The organism is Jiangella alkaliphila (assembly GCF_900105925.1).
Classification (GTDB): domain Bacteria; phylum Actinomycetota; class Actinomycetes; order Jiangellales; family Jiangellaceae; genus Jiangella; species Jiangella alkaliphila.
In genome coordinates this window covers 2,459,945-2,477,290 of record NZ_LT629791.1, presented here as the reverse complement: position 1 = coordinate 2,477,290, position 17,346 = coordinate 2,459,945, and the positions used below count along the sequence as shown (strand labels likewise).

At 72.9% G+C, this 17,346-nt stretch carries 17 protein-coding genes; 6 read left to right on the top strand and 11 right to left on the bottom strand.

Features of this window, described 5'->3' with window-relative positions; all coding sequences use genetic code 11:
• Positions 1-13 precede the first annotated feature (13 nt).
• The 11 genes from BLV05_RS11555 to BLV05_RS11505 are packed head-to-tail and all read right to left on the bottom strand — an operon-like array spanning position 14 to position 10,575.
• Positions 14-991, bottom strand: a complete 978-nt coding sequence (locus BLV05_RS11555; RefSeq protein WP_046770912.1) for a hydroxyacid dehydrogenase — start codon at positions 989-991, stop codon at positions 14-16.
• A complete protein-coding gene (locus BLV05_RS11550) occupies positions 988-1,860 on the bottom strand; it encodes a fumarylacetoacetate hydrolase family protein (protein WP_046770911.1) in 873 nt (290 codons plus the stop codon). Before BLV05_RS11550 ends, BLV05_RS11555 begins: the two co-directional genes overlap by 4 nt.
• A 25-nt stretch (positions 1,861-1,885) precedes the next feature.
• Positions 1,886-2,725, bottom strand: coding sequence for a sugar phosphate isomerase/epimerase family protein (locus tag BLV05_RS11545; protein WP_046770910.1), 840 nt, complete (start codon positions 2,723-2,725; stop codon positions 1,886-1,888).
• Positions 2,722-3,579: a carbohydrate ABC transporter permease gene (locus BLV05_RS11540; RefSeq protein WP_052762818.1), complete on the bottom strand. Its 858-nt coding sequence runs from the start codon at positions 3,577-3,579 to the stop codon at positions 2,722-2,724. Before BLV05_RS11540 ends, BLV05_RS11545 begins: the two co-directional genes overlap by 4 nt.
• The gene (locus BLV05_RS11535) at positions 3,580-4,560 is read right to left on the bottom strand and encodes a carbohydrate ABC transporter permease (protein ID WP_052762817.1); all 981 of its coding nucleotides are present in this window, start codon (positions 4,558-4,560) and stop codon (positions 3,580-3,582) included.
• Positions 4,538-5,902 (bottom strand): ABC transporter substrate-binding protein, encoded by a 1,365-nt coding sequence (locus tag BLV05_RS11530; RefSeq protein WP_046770909.1) that lies wholly within the window; start codon positions 5,900-5,902, stop codon positions 4,538-4,540. The genes BLV05_RS11535 and BLV05_RS11530 overlap by 23 nt, the downstream gene beginning before the upstream one ends.
• Positions 5,899-6,915: a Gfo/Idh/MocA family protein gene (locus tag BLV05_RS11525; protein WP_052762816.1), complete on the bottom strand. Its 1,017-nt coding sequence runs from the start codon at positions 6,913-6,915 to the stop codon at positions 5,899-5,901. Before BLV05_RS11525 ends, BLV05_RS11530 begins: the two co-directional genes overlap by 4 nt.
• Complete coding sequence (locus tag BLV05_RS11520) at positions 6,912-7,871, bottom strand: MurR/RpiR family transcriptional regulator (RefSeq protein ID WP_052762815.1); 960 nt, start codon at positions 7,869-7,871, stop codon at positions 6,912-6,914. The genes BLV05_RS11525 and BLV05_RS11520 overlap by 4 nt, the downstream gene beginning before the upstream one ends.
• Before the next feature lie 54 nt (positions 7,872-7,925).
• Positions 7,926-9,152, bottom strand: coding sequence for an NAD(P)/FAD-dependent oxidoreductase (locus BLV05_RS11515; RefSeq protein ID WP_052762824.1), 1,227 nt, complete (start codon positions 9,150-9,152; stop codon positions 7,926-7,928).
• Entirely contained in the window at positions 9,149-9,349 is a 201-nt protein-coding gene (locus tag BLV05_RS11510) for a ferredoxin (RefSeq protein WP_046770907.1), read from the bottom strand. Before BLV05_RS11510 ends, BLV05_RS11515 begins: the two co-directional genes overlap by 4 nt.
• Positions 9,346-10,575, bottom strand: coding sequence for a cytochrome P450 (locus BLV05_RS11505; protein WP_052762814.1), 1,230 nt, complete (start codon positions 10,573-10,575; stop codon positions 9,346-9,348). The genes BLV05_RS11510 and BLV05_RS11505 overlap by 4 nt, the downstream gene beginning before the upstream one ends.
• Positions 10,576-10,702: 127 nt before the next feature.
• On the opposite strand from BLV05_RS11505, the gene BLV05_RS11500 reads away from it, so the two are divergent.
• The 6 genes from BLV05_RS11500 (at position 10,703) to BLV05_RS11475 (ending at position 17,228) form a co-directional block, all read left to right on the top strand.
• Positions 10,703-11,731, top strand: a complete 1,029-nt coding sequence (locus tag BLV05_RS11500) for a GntR family transcriptional regulator (RefSeq protein WP_160312784.1) — start codon at positions 10,703-10,705, stop codon at positions 11,729-11,731.
• Positions 11,732-11,812: 81 nt separating this feature from the next.
• Positions 11,813-13,102, top strand: coding sequence for an ABC transporter substrate-binding protein (locus BLV05_RS11495; protein ID WP_046770906.1), 1,290 nt, complete (start codon positions 11,813-11,815; stop codon positions 13,100-13,102).
• 3 nt (positions 13,103-13,105) lie between these two features.
• The gene (locus BLV05_RS11490) at positions 13,106-14,080 is read left to right on the top strand and encodes a carbohydrate ABC transporter permease (RefSeq protein WP_082155562.1); all 975 of its coding nucleotides are present in this window, start codon (positions 13,106-13,108) and stop codon (positions 14,078-14,080) included.
• Positions 14,070-14,945 carry a carbohydrate ABC transporter permease gene (locus tag BLV05_RS11485; protein ID WP_063932611.1) on the top strand — a complete coding sequence of 292 codons (876 nt, stop codon included), beginning with the start codon at positions 14,070-14,072 and terminating at the stop codon, positions 14,943-14,945. Before BLV05_RS11490 ends, BLV05_RS11485 begins: the two co-directional genes overlap by 11 nt.
• 16 nt (positions 14,946-14,961) lie before the next feature.
• Positions 14,962-15,660, top strand: a complete 699-nt coding sequence (locus BLV05_RS11480; RefSeq protein ID WP_046770905.1) for a gamma-glutamyl-gamma-aminobutyrate hydrolase family protein — start codon at positions 14,962-14,964, stop codon at positions 15,658-15,660.
• On the top strand, positions 15,657-17,228 hold the full coding sequence (locus BLV05_RS11475) for a C45 family peptidase (RefSeq protein ID WP_046770904.1): 1,572 nt from the start codon (positions 15,657-15,659) through the stop codon (positions 17,226-17,228). Before BLV05_RS11480 ends, BLV05_RS11475 begins: the two co-directional genes overlap by 4 nt.
• Positions 17,229-17,346 lie beyond the last annotated feature (118 nt).

The window sequence follows — 17,346 nt, the reverse complement described above, 5'->3', positions numbered from 1 at the left end:
TCCCGAGTCACCGCTAGGCGGCGGTGTCGTAGGCCGCGCGGGTGATCTCGTGCTCGAGCGGCCGTCCGGCCAGGAACCGCAGCACCTCGTCGACCGTCACCGCGCCCTGCTCGCGCAGGGTCTCGGCGGTCAGGGCCGCGATGTGCGGGGTGGCCACGACGCCGTCGGCGCGGCGCCACGGGTCGTCGGCGGGCAACGGCTCGGTGTCGAAGACGTCGGTGACGACGCGGACCCGGCCACGGGCGGCGGCGGCCAGCAGCGCGGCGCCGTCGACCAGGGCGGAGCGGGCGGTGTTGACGACGAGCGCGCCCGGCCGCAGCGCGGCGACCTCGGCGGCGCCGATCATCCCGCGGGTCGACGGCAGCACCGGCGCGTGCAGCGTCACGACGTCCGCCTCGCGCAGCAGCCGCGGCAGGTCGGCCGGCTCGGCGCCCAGCGCGGTCGCGTCGGCGGCGGACAGGTACGGGTCGTACACCAGGCAGCGGCAGCCGAACGGGCGCAGCCGGTGCAGCGTCGCCCGGCCGGTGCGACTGGCCCCGACGATGCCGACCGTCTGGTCGCGTAGCAGCCGGCCCGGCGGGCGTGCGGCGAGGTCCGCCCACGGCTCGCCGGACCGCAGCGCGGTCGCGAACCCGACCGCGTCGCGCAGCCCGGCGATGATCGACATCACCGCGAACTCGGCCACGGCCTCGGCCAGCACCGCGGCGACCTGGGTGACCCGCAGGCCGCGGTCCAGGGCGGCCGCCGGCACCAGGTGGCGCACCGATCCGCCGGTGTGCGCGACCAGCCGCAGCCGGGCGCCGTCCATGTACGACGACGGCGGCAGCGGCGGCGTGTCCCAGCCGGTGACGCAAATGTCCGCGGCGTCCAAGGCGGCCGGGTCGCGCGTCAGCACGACGTCGGCGGCCGCGGCCAGCCGGTCCAGGTCGGTGTCCCTGAGGATCCGCCGGCGCAGGTCATCGCCCAGCGCGACGACGACGCGGGCGCTCACCGGGCGCCGTCGACGATGGTCGTGGCCAGCGGGCCGATCCCCTCGACCTGCGCGACCACCTCGTCGCCGGGCACGAGGTACTCCGGCGGCGTGCGGGCGTCGCCGACCCCCGACGGCGTGCCGGTGAGCAGCACGTCGCCCGGGTGCAGCGTCACGAAGCGGGACAGCTCCGCCAGCAGCGCGGGCACGTCGAACACCATGTCCGCGGTCGTGGAGTCCTGCTTCACGACGCCGTTGACCGTCAGCGTCAGGCGCAGCGCGCCCGGGTCGGGCAGCTCGTCCTTCGTCACCAGCCACGGGCCGAGCGGGCAGAAGCCGTCCAGGCTCTTGCCCAGGAACCACTGGCCCTCGGGCCGGCCGTGCTGCTGGTCGCGGGCGGACAGGTCGTTGGCGGTCGTGTAGCCGAAGACGGCGTCGGCGGCATCCTCGCGGGACAGGTGCCGGCCGCCGGAGCCGAGCACGACGGCCAGCTCGACCTCCCAGTCCACCCGCGTGGTCAGGCCTGCGTCGACGGCGACCGGTCCCGGCCCGGTGACCGTGGTGGTGGCCTTGGTGAAGAAGATCGGGCTGGCCGGCGGGCCGGCCGAGTGCTCGGACTCCTCCACGTGGCCGCGGTAGTTGGCGCCGACGGCGAAGACGTTGCGGCGCGGCCGCGGGATCGGCGCCAGCAGCTCCACCTCGTCCAGCGCGACGCCGTCGCCGGCGCGGGCGGCCAGCGCCGCGAGGACGGCGTCGCGCTCGGCGGCCGGCAGCTCCAGCAGCGTCGCGACGTCCGGTGGCGCGGTGTCGCCGGCGACGGCGACCCGGCCGCCGTCGCGGACGCCCCAGGCCGGGCCCGATCCGGGCAGGCGGAAGCTGAGCAGATGCATGGGAGGACCTCGTTCCGGTGATCGGTCAGGAGAGGGAGCGCAGCAGTTCGAGGTCGGCGGCCAGGCCGACGGCGGCCGGCGGCAGCACGTCCGGGTACCAGCGCCGCTCGTACTCCAGCGTCAGCGCGCCGGTGTACCCGTCCAGCAGCCGCAGCGTCGCCGGCCAGTCCACCTCGCCGCCGGCCAGGCCGACGGGGGTGCGGCCCTCGAAGCCGCCGGAGCGGACGAAGTTCTTCACGTGCACGTGCCTGATCAGCTCCCGCTGCAGGCCGACGGCGACGGCGGCCGGCTCGGCGCCCATGATGGCGAGGTTGGCCTGGTCGTACAGGACGCCGACGGCCGGCGCGGCCGCGGCGTCGACCAGCTCCCGGGTGGCGGCGGCGCTGGTGGCCAGGGTGTCCATGTGGTTCTCGACGTTCAGGCTCACCCCGGCCTGGTCGGCGTGGCCGGCGACGTCGTGCAGCGTCGCGGCGGCGCGCCGGACCGCGGCCGGCCGGTCGGGCGGCGGACGGTCGCGGCCGGCCAGCACGCGGACGTGCCCCGCCCCGGCGGCCACGGCCAGGTCGACCGCCCGGCGCAGCGCGTCCGCCGTCGCCCGCCGGGTCGCCGCCGACTCGTCATCGAGGTCGCGGGCGTACGAGCACAGCGCGCCGACCCGAAGGCCGAGCCCGTCCGCCACCCGTGCGACGGCGGCCGCCTCGGCCGTGCCCGCACCGGCCGGCAGCGCCGCCGGGTAGCCGTCGGCGACGATCAGCTCGACGCCGTCCAGCCCCAGCCGGTGGGCGACCCCCAGGCAGCCGGCGGCGTCGGTCTCGGGCGTGGCCATCGAGTGCAGCCACAGCGGCCACCGGGCGGTGGCGTTCATCCCTTCACCGCGCCGCCGGTCAGCCCGCCGGTGATGCGCCGCTGCACCAGCAGGAACAGCACCAGCGTCGGCAGCACCGCCAAGGTCGTGGCGGCCATCAGCGGGCCCCAGTCGGCCACCTCACTGCCGATGAAGTTGTAGATGCCGACCGGCAGCGTCCGCCGTTCCCCGCTGCCGAGGATCACGAACGACAGCAGGAACTCGTTCCAGCTGTTGACGAAGCCGAAGATCGCGGTCGTCGCGAGGCCCGGCGCCGCCAGCGGCACCGCGATGCGCACGAACACCCCCGCGTGGCTGAGCCCGTCGACCCGACCGGCCTCCTCGACCTCGAGCGGCAGCGTGCGGAAGTACTGCATCATCAGCCACACGCAGAACGGGAAGTTGAACACCACGTGCACCAGCACGATGCCCGGGTAGGTGCCGGCCAGGCCGAGGTCGGAGACCAGCGTGAACAGCGGCATCACGAACAGGATGGTCGGGAAGACGTAGGCGACCAGCACGCCGCGCGACAGCAGCGTCCGGCCACGGAACCGCCCGCGGGCCAGCCCGTAGCCGGCCATCGCCGCCAGCACGACGACGATCGCCGTCGACGCCAGCCCCACCACCAGGCTGTTGGTCAGGAACGTCGTGAACGGCGTGCCGTCGAGCACCCGCCGGTAGAAGCCCCAGTCGATGCCGTCGGGCAGCCAGCCGGGGTCGCCGGAGTACAGCTGCTCCGGCGTCTTCACCGACGACAGCGCCATCCAGAGCAGTGGGAACACCGCGAACGCGACCAGCGGCACCAGCACCACGGCCGCGCCGACGCGGGTGGTCCGGCTCCGGCCGCCGCTGCCGCGCGTGAGCATCGTCGCCATCTACGCCTCCTCGTCCCGGTCCGGCCGCAGCACCCGCAGGTAGACCGCGACGATGACGGCCAGCACGGCGAGCATCGCCACCGAGACCGCGGCCATCCGGCCGATCTCGAAGCTGCTCCAGCCGACCCGGAACGCGTAGACCGCCAGCGTCTCCGTCGCGCCGGCCGGACCGCCCGCCGTCGCCAGGTACACGAAGTCGAAGTTGTTGAACACCCAGATGGTGCGCAGCACGACCAGCGCGCCGATCAGCGCCCGCAGCGCCGGGACCACGATGTGGCGCAGCTCCTGCCAGAAGTTCGCGCCGTCGACCCTTGCTGACTCGTAGTGCTCTGCCGGGATCGTCTGCAGCCCGGCCAGCAGCGCCACCATCATGAACGGGAAGCCGAACCAGATGTTCATCGCGACGATCGCCGGCATCGCGGTCGTCTCGTTGCCGAACCACGCCACCGGCTCGTCGATGACGCCGACCGCCAGCAGCGCGTCGTTGACCACGCCGACGATCGGGTCGAGCATGAACCGCCAGCTGAACGCCAGCACGATCGACGGGAACGCCCACGGGACGATCAGCCCGAGCCGCAGCGGTGTCTGCGCCCGCCGGACGTTCTGCAGCGCCACGGCGCCGGCGAACCCCAGCAGCAGCTGGCCGGCGACCGAGGCGAACGTCCACACCAGCGTCTTGCCGATGGCGGAGTAGAACGCCGGGTCGTCGAGCACCCGCTGGTAGTTGTCCAGGCCGACCCAGCTGGTGACCGGGAAGCTGAGGTTACGGTTGGTGAAGCTGTTCCAGAGGTTGAAGCCGATCGGGTACGCGACGACGGCCAGCAGCAACAGCACGCCGGGCAGCACCAGCAGCAGGTGCGTGCGCCGGTCCGCCCAGCCGCCGAGCCGGGCCAGCGGGTCGCGCCCCGGCGGGCCCGCGACCGGCGGCGAGGGGTCCCGCCGCCGGTCCGCGGCCGGCTCAGCCGAGGCGAGACGAGACATCGTCGAGGGTGGACTGGAGCGTCTGGTTGGCCGCGCCCAGCGCGCCCTCGACGCTCGCGCCACCGGCCAGGATCGACTGCAGCGCCTGCTCGATCACGTGGCTGGAGAAAACCGGGCCGGCATAGGGCGACGGGCCGTCCTCGAAGCCGGGCGCGGAGCCCTCCTCGATGCCGGTCATGGTCTGCTGCGCGGTCGCCTGGTACTGGGCGATGGTCGGGTGGTCGAAGAACGCCGGACCGTTCGCCGCGGCCAGCGACGGGAACATGAACAGCGGGATGGTGTGCAGGAACGGCACGTAGTTGTCCTCCGCGTAGAGGAACGCGGCGAACTCCTGCGCCAGAGTGGGGTTGCGGCCCTTCGGCAGCGCCAGCGAGATCGCGCCGATGAGGTGGCCGGGCACGACGTCGGTCGGCATGAACGTGGTCGCGAGCTGCGCGGCGATGTCCGGCGCCTCGATCGCGGCGGTCCCGATCTCCGCGCCGGAGACCTCCGCGAGCACCGTCGTGCCGGCGTTGATCAGCGAGAAGTTGTCGTTGATGTTGTAGTTGACCTGGCCCGGCCCGCTGGCCGTGCGGCCGATCTCGGTCAGGAACTCGGTCGCCCGGCGCACCTCCGGGGTGTCCAGCATCGCCTTCCCGTCGGCGTCGAACAGCCGACCGCCGGCGGAGTGGGTGAGCATGTAGAGCAGGTAGCCGCCGCCGGTGTCGGCCGCCGACAGCTTCAGCATCCAGCCGAACTGGTCCGGCTCGCGCGTGGCCGCCTGCGCCGCCGTCAGCACCTGGTCCCAGGTCGGGCGCTCGGGCAGGCTCGCCCCGGCCGCGCTGAGCAGGTCGGTGCGGTGCGCGAGCAGCCGGTTGTGCACGTAGTGCGGCAGCAGGATGTACTCGTCCCGGTACAGCCCGATCTTGTCGACCAGGCCGGGCACGAACGCCGACCCGCCGCCCAGCTCGTCGAGCACCGGGCCCATCGGGTTCAGCGCCCCGGCGTGCCACATCGAGACCGCCTGCTCGGGCAGCACGGTGGTGACGTCGGGCAGCGACCCGGCCGCCTGGGCGGCCGGCCACTTCGTCGGGAACTGCGGGAACGGGACGACCTCGATCTCGACCGTGGTGCCCGGGTGGCTCTCCTCGAACCGGTCGGCCACCTGGCGCATGAACTCGACCCGCGCCTCCTGCGTGTAGTTGTGCCAGAAGACCAGCCGGCCGCCGCCGTCGCCGGACGACGTGTCGTCAGAGCCGCAGCCGGACAGCGCCGCGCCGACCGTGCCTGCCGCTGCCGCGCCGAGCACGCCGCGGACGAAGGTACGTCTGCTCAGGGGCGCACCGTTGACACTCCCGATCATGGGACCTCTCCTTCGAATGAGCCGTGGGCTGCCACGACCGGAGTTCCGGCCGCGGCGTAGATGCGATCGATCACGTCCAGTGCCTGGCAGGCGGCGCGCAGTGTCACCGGCGCCGGCCGCCCGTCCCGCAGCCGCTCGACGACGTCGGCGGCGAAGATCCGGTAGCGCTGCGACACCGACGGCGAGGCGACGGTGGTGCTGCCGCCGGCCGTGCTGACCTCGACGACGTCGTGCAGCTCGCGGACCGAGGAGCCGGCGCCGGTGAGCGCCCACTCGTGGTCGGTGCCGTCGCGGTCCGGGCCGCTGTAGCCGACCTCGACCAGCCCGATCAGGCCGGTCTCGTCGCGCAGGATGGCCATCGCGTGCTCCTCGACCGGCAGACCGTGCTGCCGATGCGAAAGTGCCGCGCCGAGCACGCTGACCTCGCCGACGGCCAGCGACAGGAACGCGTCGACGGCGTGCGGGCCGAGGTTGCGCAGCGCGCCCCCGCCGCTGACCGCGGGGTCCAGCACCCAGGCGACGTCGTCCTCGACGTAGCGCTCCGGCGAGCCGTTGACGATGCGGAACCGGGCCACCGTGGTCGGGTCGAGCAGGCCGTCGGAGCGCAGCCGCCCGACCTGATCCCAGAACGCGCTGTAGCGGTTGATCAGGGGTACGGCGGCGAACCGGCCACGAGCCTCGGCGGCGTGCACCAGCGGCCACAGGTCAGCCGCGTGCGCGGCGGCCGGCTTCTCGACCACGAACGGCGTGCCGTGCTCGACCAGCCGCGCGATCACCTCGGGCGCCGTCCGGTGCCGGGGCATCGCCAGCACGAGGTCCGCCTCGTGGGCGAGCAGGCCGTCGAGCGTCGGCTCGGCCGGGCAGCCCAGCCGGGCCGCCCACCGGTGGGCGGCCGCTGCGCTGTCGTCCTGCACCGCGACGACGGTGGCGCCGGCGGCCACGAACGCCTCGACGTGCCGAGGCGCGTGCCAGTGCCCTGCCCCGGCGATGCTCAGCCGCACCCCGTCCGTCACGAGCCGCTCCGCCAGTCCGGCGGGAGGTCGTTGAACCGGGCCTGGGTGGCGCCCAGGTCCTCCAGGCCCGTCGTCGAGCCGCCGCCCTTCTCCTCCGACACCGCCGTCGCGATCGCCTCGAGCAGCGCCAGCCCGGCGACCCGGGCGCCGAACTGCGCCGTGCCGCGCGAGACGGCCTCGCTGAAGATCGTCAACGACGCGTCGGACACGTCGCCGATCGGCGACTGCGGGTTCGCCGTCAGCCCCACGGTCTCGACGCCGCGCTCCTTCGCGTACGTCAGCGCCTGGACGGAGTCGCGGGACCGGCCCGAGTAGGAGATGGCGAACACCAGGTCGCCCGGGCTGAGCCGGGAGACGTGCGCGAGCATCATCATCGGGTCCGCGGTCCAGGTCACCGGCACGCCGACGCTGGCCAGCCGGTAGGAGAACATGTGGCACAGCGGCGCCGCGGTGCCGGTGCCCAGCAGGAGGACGGCCGGCGCACCCGCCAGGCGATGCACCACGTGGCGCAGCGCCGGCTCGGACAGGTTGGCCAGCGTGTCCTGCATGCACTCGACCTCGAGTGCCATGACCCGCTGCACGAGGTCCAGCGGCCCGCCGAGCCCGGCCCGCGACTCCAGCACCAGCTCGACCGGGTGAGAGTGGTAGAGCCCGAGCGCCTTGCCGAGGTCCAGCGACAGCGCCTGGGCGAACTCGCGGTAGCCGCTGTAGCCGAGCGCGTGGGTGAACCGGCTGACGGCGTTCTCGGAGACGCCGGCCATCTGCGCCAGCACCTGGATCGAGGCGCCGCGGACCTTCCACGGGTCGGTCAGCACGGTGTCGGCCACCCGGGCGCGGGCGCCGCTGAGCTCCGGCCTTGCCTGGCGCAGCCGGTCCAGGCAGGACGGCTCGGAACGCGCTCCGGCCTCGCCGGACCCGCCCGGCTCAGGCGGCGGGGTGGTGGGTGTCTCGGTCACGGGAAGCTCCTCTGGATCTGCAGTCGATGGGCCGGCGATCGGTGGGTGCCGGCATCATGGCGCGGCCACGGGTGGCGCCGGGTGTGACGGGCCGGCGCGGATGGCCTCGGCCCAGGGCGCGCCGGCGGCGACCAGCTCGCGGGCCTGCCGCAGCGCCTTCGGCAGCCGCCGGCCGACGGCGCCGGTGACGCGTCCGTCACGGCCGTAGAGCGCGACGAACCGGCGCTCCTCGATGCTGCCCTCGACGACGGCGACGTCGTGGCTGCCGCTCGTGACGCCCCAGGCCTGCAGGCGGACGCCGTACTGGTCGCTCCACACGTACGGCACCGGGCGGAACGGCGCGGGCGCACCCAGGATCGCGGCGGCGACATGTTCGGCCTGCTCGGTGGCGTTGGTGCGGTGCTCCACCCGGAGCCGGCCGTGACTCGCGTGCCGCCACGAGGCGACGTCGCCAGCGGCGTAGACGTCCGGCGCGACCCGGCAGGTGGCGTCGCCCTCGACCCCGTCGCCGAGCGGGAGGCCGCTGCCGGCCAGCCAGTCCGTCGCGGGGCGGCAGCCGATCGCCACCAGCACGACGTCGGCGGCCACCCGTGCGCCGTCGGTGAGCGTCACGCCGGTGACCCGACCGGCGTCGTGCTCGAGGCGCCGCACGCCGGTGCCCAGCCGCAGGTCGACGCCGTTCTCGGCGTGCACCGCGGCCAGCACGCCGCCGACGACGGCGCCCAGAGCAGCCTCCGCCGGCACCGGCCGCGGGTCGACCAGGGTCACGTCGAGGCCGAGCCCCCGGCAGGTGGCCGCGGCCTCCGAGCCGAGGAATCCGGCGCCGACGACGATGATCCGGCGGGCCACAACAAGGTCGGCTCGCAGCGCGAGCGCGTCGTCGAGGGTGCGCAGCACGTGCACGCCGGCGAGGCCGTCGGTCCCGGTCAGCCGGCGCGGGGTCACGCCGGTCGCGATCACCAGGGCGTCGTACGGCAGCCGGCGGCCGTCGGCCAGCGCGACCGTCCGCTCGGCCCGGTCCAGCGCGACGGCCGGGGTGCCGAGCAGCAGCTCGATGCCGCTCCCCGCATAGTGCCCGGCGTCGCGCAGCGCCGTCGCGGCCGGCTCACGGGTGCCCGCCAGCACCTCCTTCGACAGCGGCGGCCGGTCGTACGGCAGGTGCCGCTCGGCGCCGGCCAACGTCAGCTCGCCCTGGTAGCCGCCGTGCCGCAGCGCGTCGGCCACCGTCACGCCCGCCGCGGACGCACCCACCACGACGACCCGCGCCGGCAGCCCGGTCACGGCGTCGCCACCGTGATCGCGACCGCGGGGCACAGCCGGGCGGCCTGCCGCACGTCGTCGTCGTACTCAGGTCCGGGCTCGGGGTCGAGCAGCACCACCGTGCCGGTGTCGTCGTCCTGGTCGAACACCGCAGGAGCGGCCATGACGCACTGCCCGCCGCCGACGCACTTCTCCTCGTCGACGAGGATGCGGGTCACGGGGTCACCTGCCAGGTCACCGGCAGCTCGCCGAGGCTGGACAGCAGGTACTGCCGCACCACGATCCGGTCCGTGTCGACGGCCAGCGCCAGGCCGGGCAGCCGGCGGAACAGCGTTTCGTACACGACGTTCAGCTCGAGCCGGGCCAGCGGCTGGCCGAGGCACTGGTGGACGCCGTAAGCGAAGGCGACGTGGTGCCGCGCCTCGCGGTGGATGTCGAGCGTGTCGGGGTCGGGGAACGCCCGCGCGTCGCGGTTGGCGGCGGCCAGCGGCGTGATGATGCCCTCGCCCGCCGCGATGACGACGCCGCCGACCTCGAGGTCCTCGGTGGCGACCCGGTTGGGCGAGATCTGGAAGACGCTGACGTAGCGCAGCAGCTCCTCGACGGCGTTGGGCCACAAGTCCGGCCGCCGCTTCAGCTCGTCCAGCTGGTCCGGGTGGCGCAGCAGCTCCAGCACGCCGAGCGCGATCATGTTCGCCGTCGTGTCGTGGCCGGCCGCCAGCAGGTGCCGCACGATCGCCACCAGCTGGTCGCGCTCGACGGCGCCGGTGTGCAGCTGGTCGCGCACCAGCTCGCTCACGATGCCGTCGTCGGGGGTGTGCTCCTTGCGAGCCACCAGCTCCGCCGCGTACCCCAGCATCTCCGCCGTCGCGGCCTCGACCTCCGCCGGCGTGGAGTCCAGCGCGTTGCGGGCGTGGTCGCGGCTCTGGAAGAAGAACCGCTCCTCGGGCGGGATGCCGAACAGGTGGCAGATGGTCCGGGCCGGCACCTCCAGCGCGACCTCCCGCACCAGGTCGATCGGCGGCCCCGCCGCGGCCGCCCGCCCGATGACGTCGTCGGCGATGCCCTGCACCACCGGCCGCAGCGTCTCGATGCGCCGCACCGTGAAGTACTTCGTCACCAGCTTCCGCAGCCGGCCGTGGTCGGGCGGATCCTGCGAGATGAACGCCCGCTCGCCCCGCTCGGCGGCCGCCCGCGCGGGCGTCGCGAACGGGTAGCCGGCGTGCTGCCGCCGCGAGCTCACCCGCGGGTCGGCCAGCACCGCCCGCGCCTCCTCATACCCCGTGACCAGCCACGCCGTGCGCCCGTCCCACAGCTGGACGAGGGTCACCGGCGCGGTTGAGCGGAGCCGCGCGTAGGCGGCCGGCGGGTGGAACGGCGTCTCTCGCGGCATCGGGAACCGCGGCAGACTCCCCGCCTCATCCCGCACGCTCGTCACGTCCACCGGGTGCCCTCCCTGTCGTCGAGTGGGCACAGTTTAGAAATAAATGATGGCGAGACGCAAGAGTGAGAAGAAACTTCTTCTACGTTGCGGGATTGACGGCTCAACTGTTTGGGTGTTGTATAACACCATGACAGCGCCTCAGGCCGCCGCAGACGCACCCGAGCCATGGGCGCGCCTGCGCGTCGACCACGGTTCCGGCGTCCCGATGTGGGTTCAGCTGAAGACCCAGCTCGAATACGTCATCGCCACCGGAGCGGTGCCCACCGGCACCCGGCTGCCGTCGGTCCGCGCTCTGTCCGGGCAGCTCGGCGTCGCCGTCGACACGATCCGCCAGGCCTACGACGAGCTCGGCAAGACGGGGCTGGTGGCGACCCAGCGGGGCGCCGGGACGTTCACCACGCTCCCCGAGTCTGCCGGCAGCGACGCCGCCAGGCCGGACATGACGTGGGCACGCGCCGACACCGCGGTAGCCGATCTCATCCGCACCGGCGAACCGCCGCACGAGGCGGCCCGGGCGATGGCGCAGCGGCTGGCGCTGCTGCAGCGCGGCATCGACGTGGTGTTCGTCGGCGTCGCCGCGTCGTCGGCGAGGTACGCGTCGCTGATCTCGGCACAGGCCGCGACGGACTTCGGCCCGGTCCGGCCGGTCGTGCTCGAAGAGCTGCGCAGCCGGCCGCACTCGCCGGCCCTCGACGCGGCGACCTACGCGATCAGCCTGGCCTTCCATGCCCGCGAGGTCGAACGGCTCCTCGCCGACCGTGCGGTGCGGGTCCTGACACTGATGTCCAGGCTCGAGGAGGGCCTGCTGACCGTCCTCCCCCACCATGACGGACGACCGCCGGTCATGGTCGCTCGCCCCGAGACGCGCCCGATCTACGCCGACCTGCTGACGGCGCAGCGGCCCGACCTCGCCGACCTGCCGTTCGCCAGCGACTCCGACCCGGAGGCGGTCGCCGCCGCACTCCAGCACACCAGCGTGGTGCTCCACACCTCGGCAGCGGCCGGCCTGGTGCGCTCGCTCGCGCAGCCCGGCCACACCCTGGTCGAGCTGACGCACGTCCCACACGAGAAGTCGCTGCACCAGCTGATCCAGATCCTGCGCACCGACCGCGAACTGATGCTCGACCTGCAACGCCTGCACATCGCCTCGTCCTGACGCATCGGAACCCTGCCGCCCCCGTCCGTACGGGTCGCGGCCCGGTCGACGCTGCCCGCGAGCAGTGAGAACGGAGCACACATGCGCGCCACCCCAGTCCTTGCCGTCGCCGCCGTCCTGGCCCTGAGCGCCTGCGGCTCGTCCGACGACTCCGGCGACTCCGGCGACGACGGAGCCAGCACCTCCGACGAGATCACCCTCTCGCTCACCTGGTGGGGCAACCCGGCCCGTGCCGAGGCCACCCAGGAGGCGGTCGCCCTCTTCGAGGAGCGCAACCCGAACGTCACCGTCGAGGTCAGCCCGGCGTCGTTCTCCGGCTACTACGACAAGCTGAACACCCAGTTCGCATCCGGCGCCGCGCCGGACGTCTTCCAGGACGACCAGGTCACGACCTACGTCGACCAGGGCCTGCTGCTCGACCTCGGCGAGTACGACGACGTCCTCGACACCGCTCAGATCGACGACGGGTTCCTCGAGCAGGCCAGGGTCGACGGGCAGCTCTACGAGGTGCCCGCAGGCAGCAGTCCGATGGCCCTGGTCCTCCGGCCGGCCGCGTTCGACGCCGCCGGCCTCGAGCCGCCGACCGCCGAGACGAGCTGGGACGAGTTCGCCGACCTCGCCGTCGACCTGCAGGCGACGCTCGACGACGGCACCTGGGCGCTCGCCGACAGCAGCTCGCTGCCCAACCACTTCCAGGTCTTCCTCGGCCAGCGCGAGCGCGACTGGTTCAGCGAGGACGGCACCGAGTTGGGCTTCGCCGCGGACGACCTCGCCGAGTGGTGGACCTACTGGGCCGAGCTCCGATCGGCAGGTGCGGTGCCGCCGGCGGACGTCACGGTGGCCAGCGCCGGCGGCGACGTCACCGAGTCGCCCGTAGCGAAGAACCAGGTCGCCATGAGCATCTACGGCACCAGCATCACGCTGCCGAGCGACGAGTGGACCTACGGCGCATTGCCCGACGAGGCCGGCCACCCCGGCGTGTACCTGATGCGCTCGAACAGCTGGGCGGTCAACGCCGAGACCGAACACCCCGACGAGGCCGTCGCGCTCGTCGACTTCCTCGTCAACGACCCCGACGCCGGCGAGATCCTCGGCCTCACCCGCGGGGTGCCGCCGAACCAGTCGATCGCCGCCGCGATCAAGGACGGCCTCGACGGCAAGGAGCAGCAGATCGTCGAGTACGTCGAGTACCTGGGCCAGGACGGCAACAGCCGCCCGGCGCCGGCTCCAGACCCGGCCGGCACCCGCAACGTCCGCTCGGAGATGTTCGACCGCTACTCGCAGGAGGTGCTGTTCGGCCAGCGCGACCCGGCGGAGGCGGCCGAGGCGTTCGTCGCGGAAGCCCAGCAGCTCATCGACTCGACCCGCTGAGCCATGCCGGACCTCCACCTGCTCTCCCGCCCGGACGCCGGCGAGGCGCCCGTCCGGGCGGGGGATCCGCACTCGCCGTCGGGGCGCCGGCGGCCGGGGCGGGACTTCACCTGGTCCCGGTCCGGCTACCTGTTCCTGACGCCGTGGCTGGTCGGCGTCATCGGGCTGGTGCTGGTGCCGCTGGCGTTCTCGCTCTACCTGTCGTTCACCGACTACAACCTGCTCAGCTCGCCCGAGTGGGTCGGCCTGGACAACTACCGCCAGCTGTTCGGCGACGACGACCGGTACCTGCACTCGCTGCGCCTGACCGTCGGCTACGTCGTCCTGGCGGTGCCGCTGCAACTCGCCGCGGCGCTCGCGGCGGCGCTGCTGCTGGCACCGCGACGGCGCGGGCAGGGCGCCTACCGTGCGCTCTTCTACCTGCCCTCGCTGCTGGGCGCCAGCGTCGCGGTGTCGATCACCTGGCGCGCGCTGTTCGACTACGGCGGCGGCGTCACCGGCTTCCTGGCGAGCTTCGGCATCGAGGAGCGCTCGTGGGTGAACAACCCGTCCTCGGTGCTCTGGGTGATCATCGCCCTGGAGATCTGGCGATTCGGCGCGCCGATGGTCATCTTCATCGCCGGACTGCAGCAGATACCGGCCGAGCTGTACGAGGCCGCCGCCCTGGACGGGGCCGGCCGGCTGCGCACGTTCGCCAGCATCACCGTGCCGATGCTCAGCCCGATCATCTTCTTCAACCTGGTGCTCGGCGTGATCTCCGCGTTCCAGACGTTCACGCCGGCGCAGCTGGTCGGCGACGGACGCGGCGGACCGGCCGACTCGACCCTGTTCTACGCGGTCAACCTGTACCAGCAGGCGTTCGAGTACCAGCGGATGGGCTACGCCTCGGCCATCGCGTGGGTGATGCTCGCGCTGCTCGGCGTCGTCGCCGGCCTGCTGTTCTGGACCTCGCGCAAGTGGGTGCACTATGGCCGCTGACCAGACGATCGCCCGGCCGGCGCGCAGCCGGCGCCGGCCCCGCGCGGGAGCGCTGTGGCCGCACGCCGTCGCCGGACTGTGCCTCGCGGCGCTGCTCTACCCCGTGCTGTGGCTGGTCCTCACGTCGTTCAAGCCGACCAGCGAGATCATCGAGGGCGCGTCGTTCTGGCCGCGGACGTGGACGCTGGACAACTTCGTGCAGAGCTGGGACGGCGCCGGCGTCGAGTCGTTCGGCACGTTCTTCCTGAACTCGGCCATCATCGCGACGGCGGCGGTCGTCGGCAACGTCATCAGCTGCACCCTGGTGGCCTACGCGTTCAGCCGGCTGGCCTTCCCCGGACGGGCGGCGCTGTTCGCCGTCGTCATCGCGATCCTGTTCCTGCCCAAGGAAGTGCTGCTGATCCCTCAGTACACGATCTTCCACACCCTCGGCTGGACCGACAGCTTCCTGCCGCTGATCGTGCCGCAGTTCCTGGCCCTGGACGCGTTCTTCGTCTTCCTCTCGGTCCAGTTCCTGCGCGGGCTCCCCCGTGAGCTCGACGAGGCCGCCGTCCTGGACGGGTGCGGGCCGTGGCGCCGGCTGTGGCACGTCACGCTGCCGCTGATCAGGCCGGCGATCGCCACCACGGCGATCTTCACCTTCATCTGGACGTGGAACGACTACATGCCGCAGCTGATCTACCTGAACAGCCCGGAGAACTACACCCTCTCCGTCGGGTTGCGGATGTTCCTCGACGCCACGTCCGGCTCGGAGCTCGGGCCGATGTCGGCCATGTCGCTGGTCTCGCTGCTGCCGCTGTTCGTCCTGTTCGTCGTGTTCCAACGCCGCCTGGTCTCCGGCATCACCATGACCGGGCTCAAGTGACCGGGAGGTCTCGCCGATGCCCGCACCCCTGATCGTCGTCACCGCAGGCCACAAGACCCCGCCGGGACCCTACGAAGAGGCGGTCCGGCGGGCCGGCGGACGGCCGCGCGTCCTGCTGCCCGCCGACACCGTCGCGCCGCTGCCCGACGACGCCGCCGGGCTGATCCTGGCGGGGGGCGCGTCCGTCGAGCCGGCCCGGTACCGCTCCGGCATCGAGCCGGGGGTGACGCCCACCATGGACCCGCCGAGGGACGAGCTGGAGTGGGCGATGATCGGCCAGGCGCTGGACCGCGGCCTGCCGATCCTGGGCATCTGCCGCGGGCTGCAGGTGATCAACGTCTACTACGGCGGCACGCTGCACCAGGAGCTCGCCACCACCTCGTACGCGCCGTTCCACCGTCCCGACCAGCATCGCGCCCACCTCGCCCACCCGGTGCGGGCGCACGGAGGCCGGCTCGAAGGGCTGCTGGGGCCGGGTCAGCTCTGGGTCAACAGCATCCACCGGCAGGGCGTCAAGCGCATCGGCGCCGGCCTGCTCGCCACCGTCTTCGCCGACGACGGCCTGATCGAGGGCGTCGAGACCCCCGACGGCCAGGTGCTGGCCGTCCAGTGGCACCCCGAGGAGCTGGTCGCGCACGACCCCGCGGCCCGCGTGCTGTTCGCCGATCTGCTCGAACGTTCCCGCCGCTTCACCACGATCGGAGTGACGTCATGACCGCACGACGCACCGTCGCCGCCGGACTGGCCGCCGCCTCGCTGACCATCGGCTGCCTCGCCGCCGCCGTCCCCTCACAGGCCTCCAGCTCCGGGACCGCCACCGGCCCGTCCACGGTCGACGGCCGGCCGGTGATCTGGAAGAACCGCGACCACTGGTCCACCCCGGACGGCTGGAAGGTCCTCCCCTACGCCTACGCCGCCGACGGCGCCACCTTCGGCTCCGGCGACCGCTACACGTCCCGGTTCGACTACACCGGCATCACCGCGCTGGGATCATCCGGACTCGACGCAATCACCGGCGAGCAGATCCCGTGGGCCGGCAGCAACGACCGGGGGCTCGGCCTCGTGCAGGTCTCCGGGCACACCCTCACGTCCGCCTTCGCCACCGCCCACGGCTTCCCGGTCTCGCAGGACCTCGCGGCCGGCATGACCGGCGGCTACCTCAACCACGTCCTGCTCTCGCGGGCCGAGCACGTCGACGAGGTCGAGCAGATCCTGCGCGACACCAACGACGGCGGCGGCTTCAACGCCAGCACCGCCCGCAACACCTCGACGATCATCACCGTCTTCGACCGGTGGGGCAACGTCGCGACCTTCGAGCTCGACGGCGACAGCTTCACTCGCGACAACGTCACCCAGGAGCACCTGCCCGACGCCGCCGGCAACTACACGTCGCCGCACGACGATGACAAGGACCAGCCGAACCCGGCCGACGGCGGCTACGGCGGCTTCGACTGGCGCACCAACTTCGGCAAGGTCGACTGGACGAAGCCGAGCGGCTTCCCGTACTTCCTCGACGAGCAGGTCACGTCGGTCGACGCGAACGGCGACGTCGTCAACTCGGGCGACACCCCCGACGGCATCCACGACTGGGAGGACTCCTCCAGCGCCGTCTACCGGCACGACCGCGTGGGCATCCGCATGGACGACCCGCACGACAAGAGCTACCGGTACTTCATCCAGCAGCAGGTGCCGTCGCACGGCATTCCCACCGAGCACTCCATCGAGTCGCTGTCGCGCGGCATCGGCGACCTGCCGTACAGCGGCGAGAAGCCGCTCGGCTGGCACGTCAACCGGTTCGTCTCGACCTTCGGCTTCGTCAGCGTGGGCTCGAAGCCCGGCGATCCCTACGACGGGAAGCTGACCACGATCTGGGTCGCGCTGGGCGAGCCCGCCGTCAGTGTCTTCGTGCCGATCTTCCCCTACGCCGGCACCGTCCCCGACGCCCTCGACGACATGTACCTCGCCAGCAACGACAAGCGGCACCTCGTGTACGACTACACCGACGACGCCGCGTGCGGCTACAGCTGCGGCCGCAACGTCGACCACTCCATCGACGTCGATGCCCTGGTGGGGCCCGGCGGGTACTACGGCGAGGGCGGCATCCAGGGCTACACCTTCGGGATCGAGGACTGGGCCTTCGAGCAGTACGAGACGTTCATGGCCGACCTGCGCACCGGCGACCGCACCGACGCCGAGCTGCGAGCGGACATGATCGCCTGGCAGGAGGACATGGCGACCACGATGAAGGCCCACTACGTCGCCGGCACCGTGCCAGCCCCATGATCGAGGGCCGGACGTAGAACCTCGCGTGAACCCTCGACGAACAGTGGCCATGACGGCCGGTGGAAGGTCCCGCGGCGTGGTTAGCCTGCTCCCGGCTTTCCCCTGCAGTCCCCGCGCG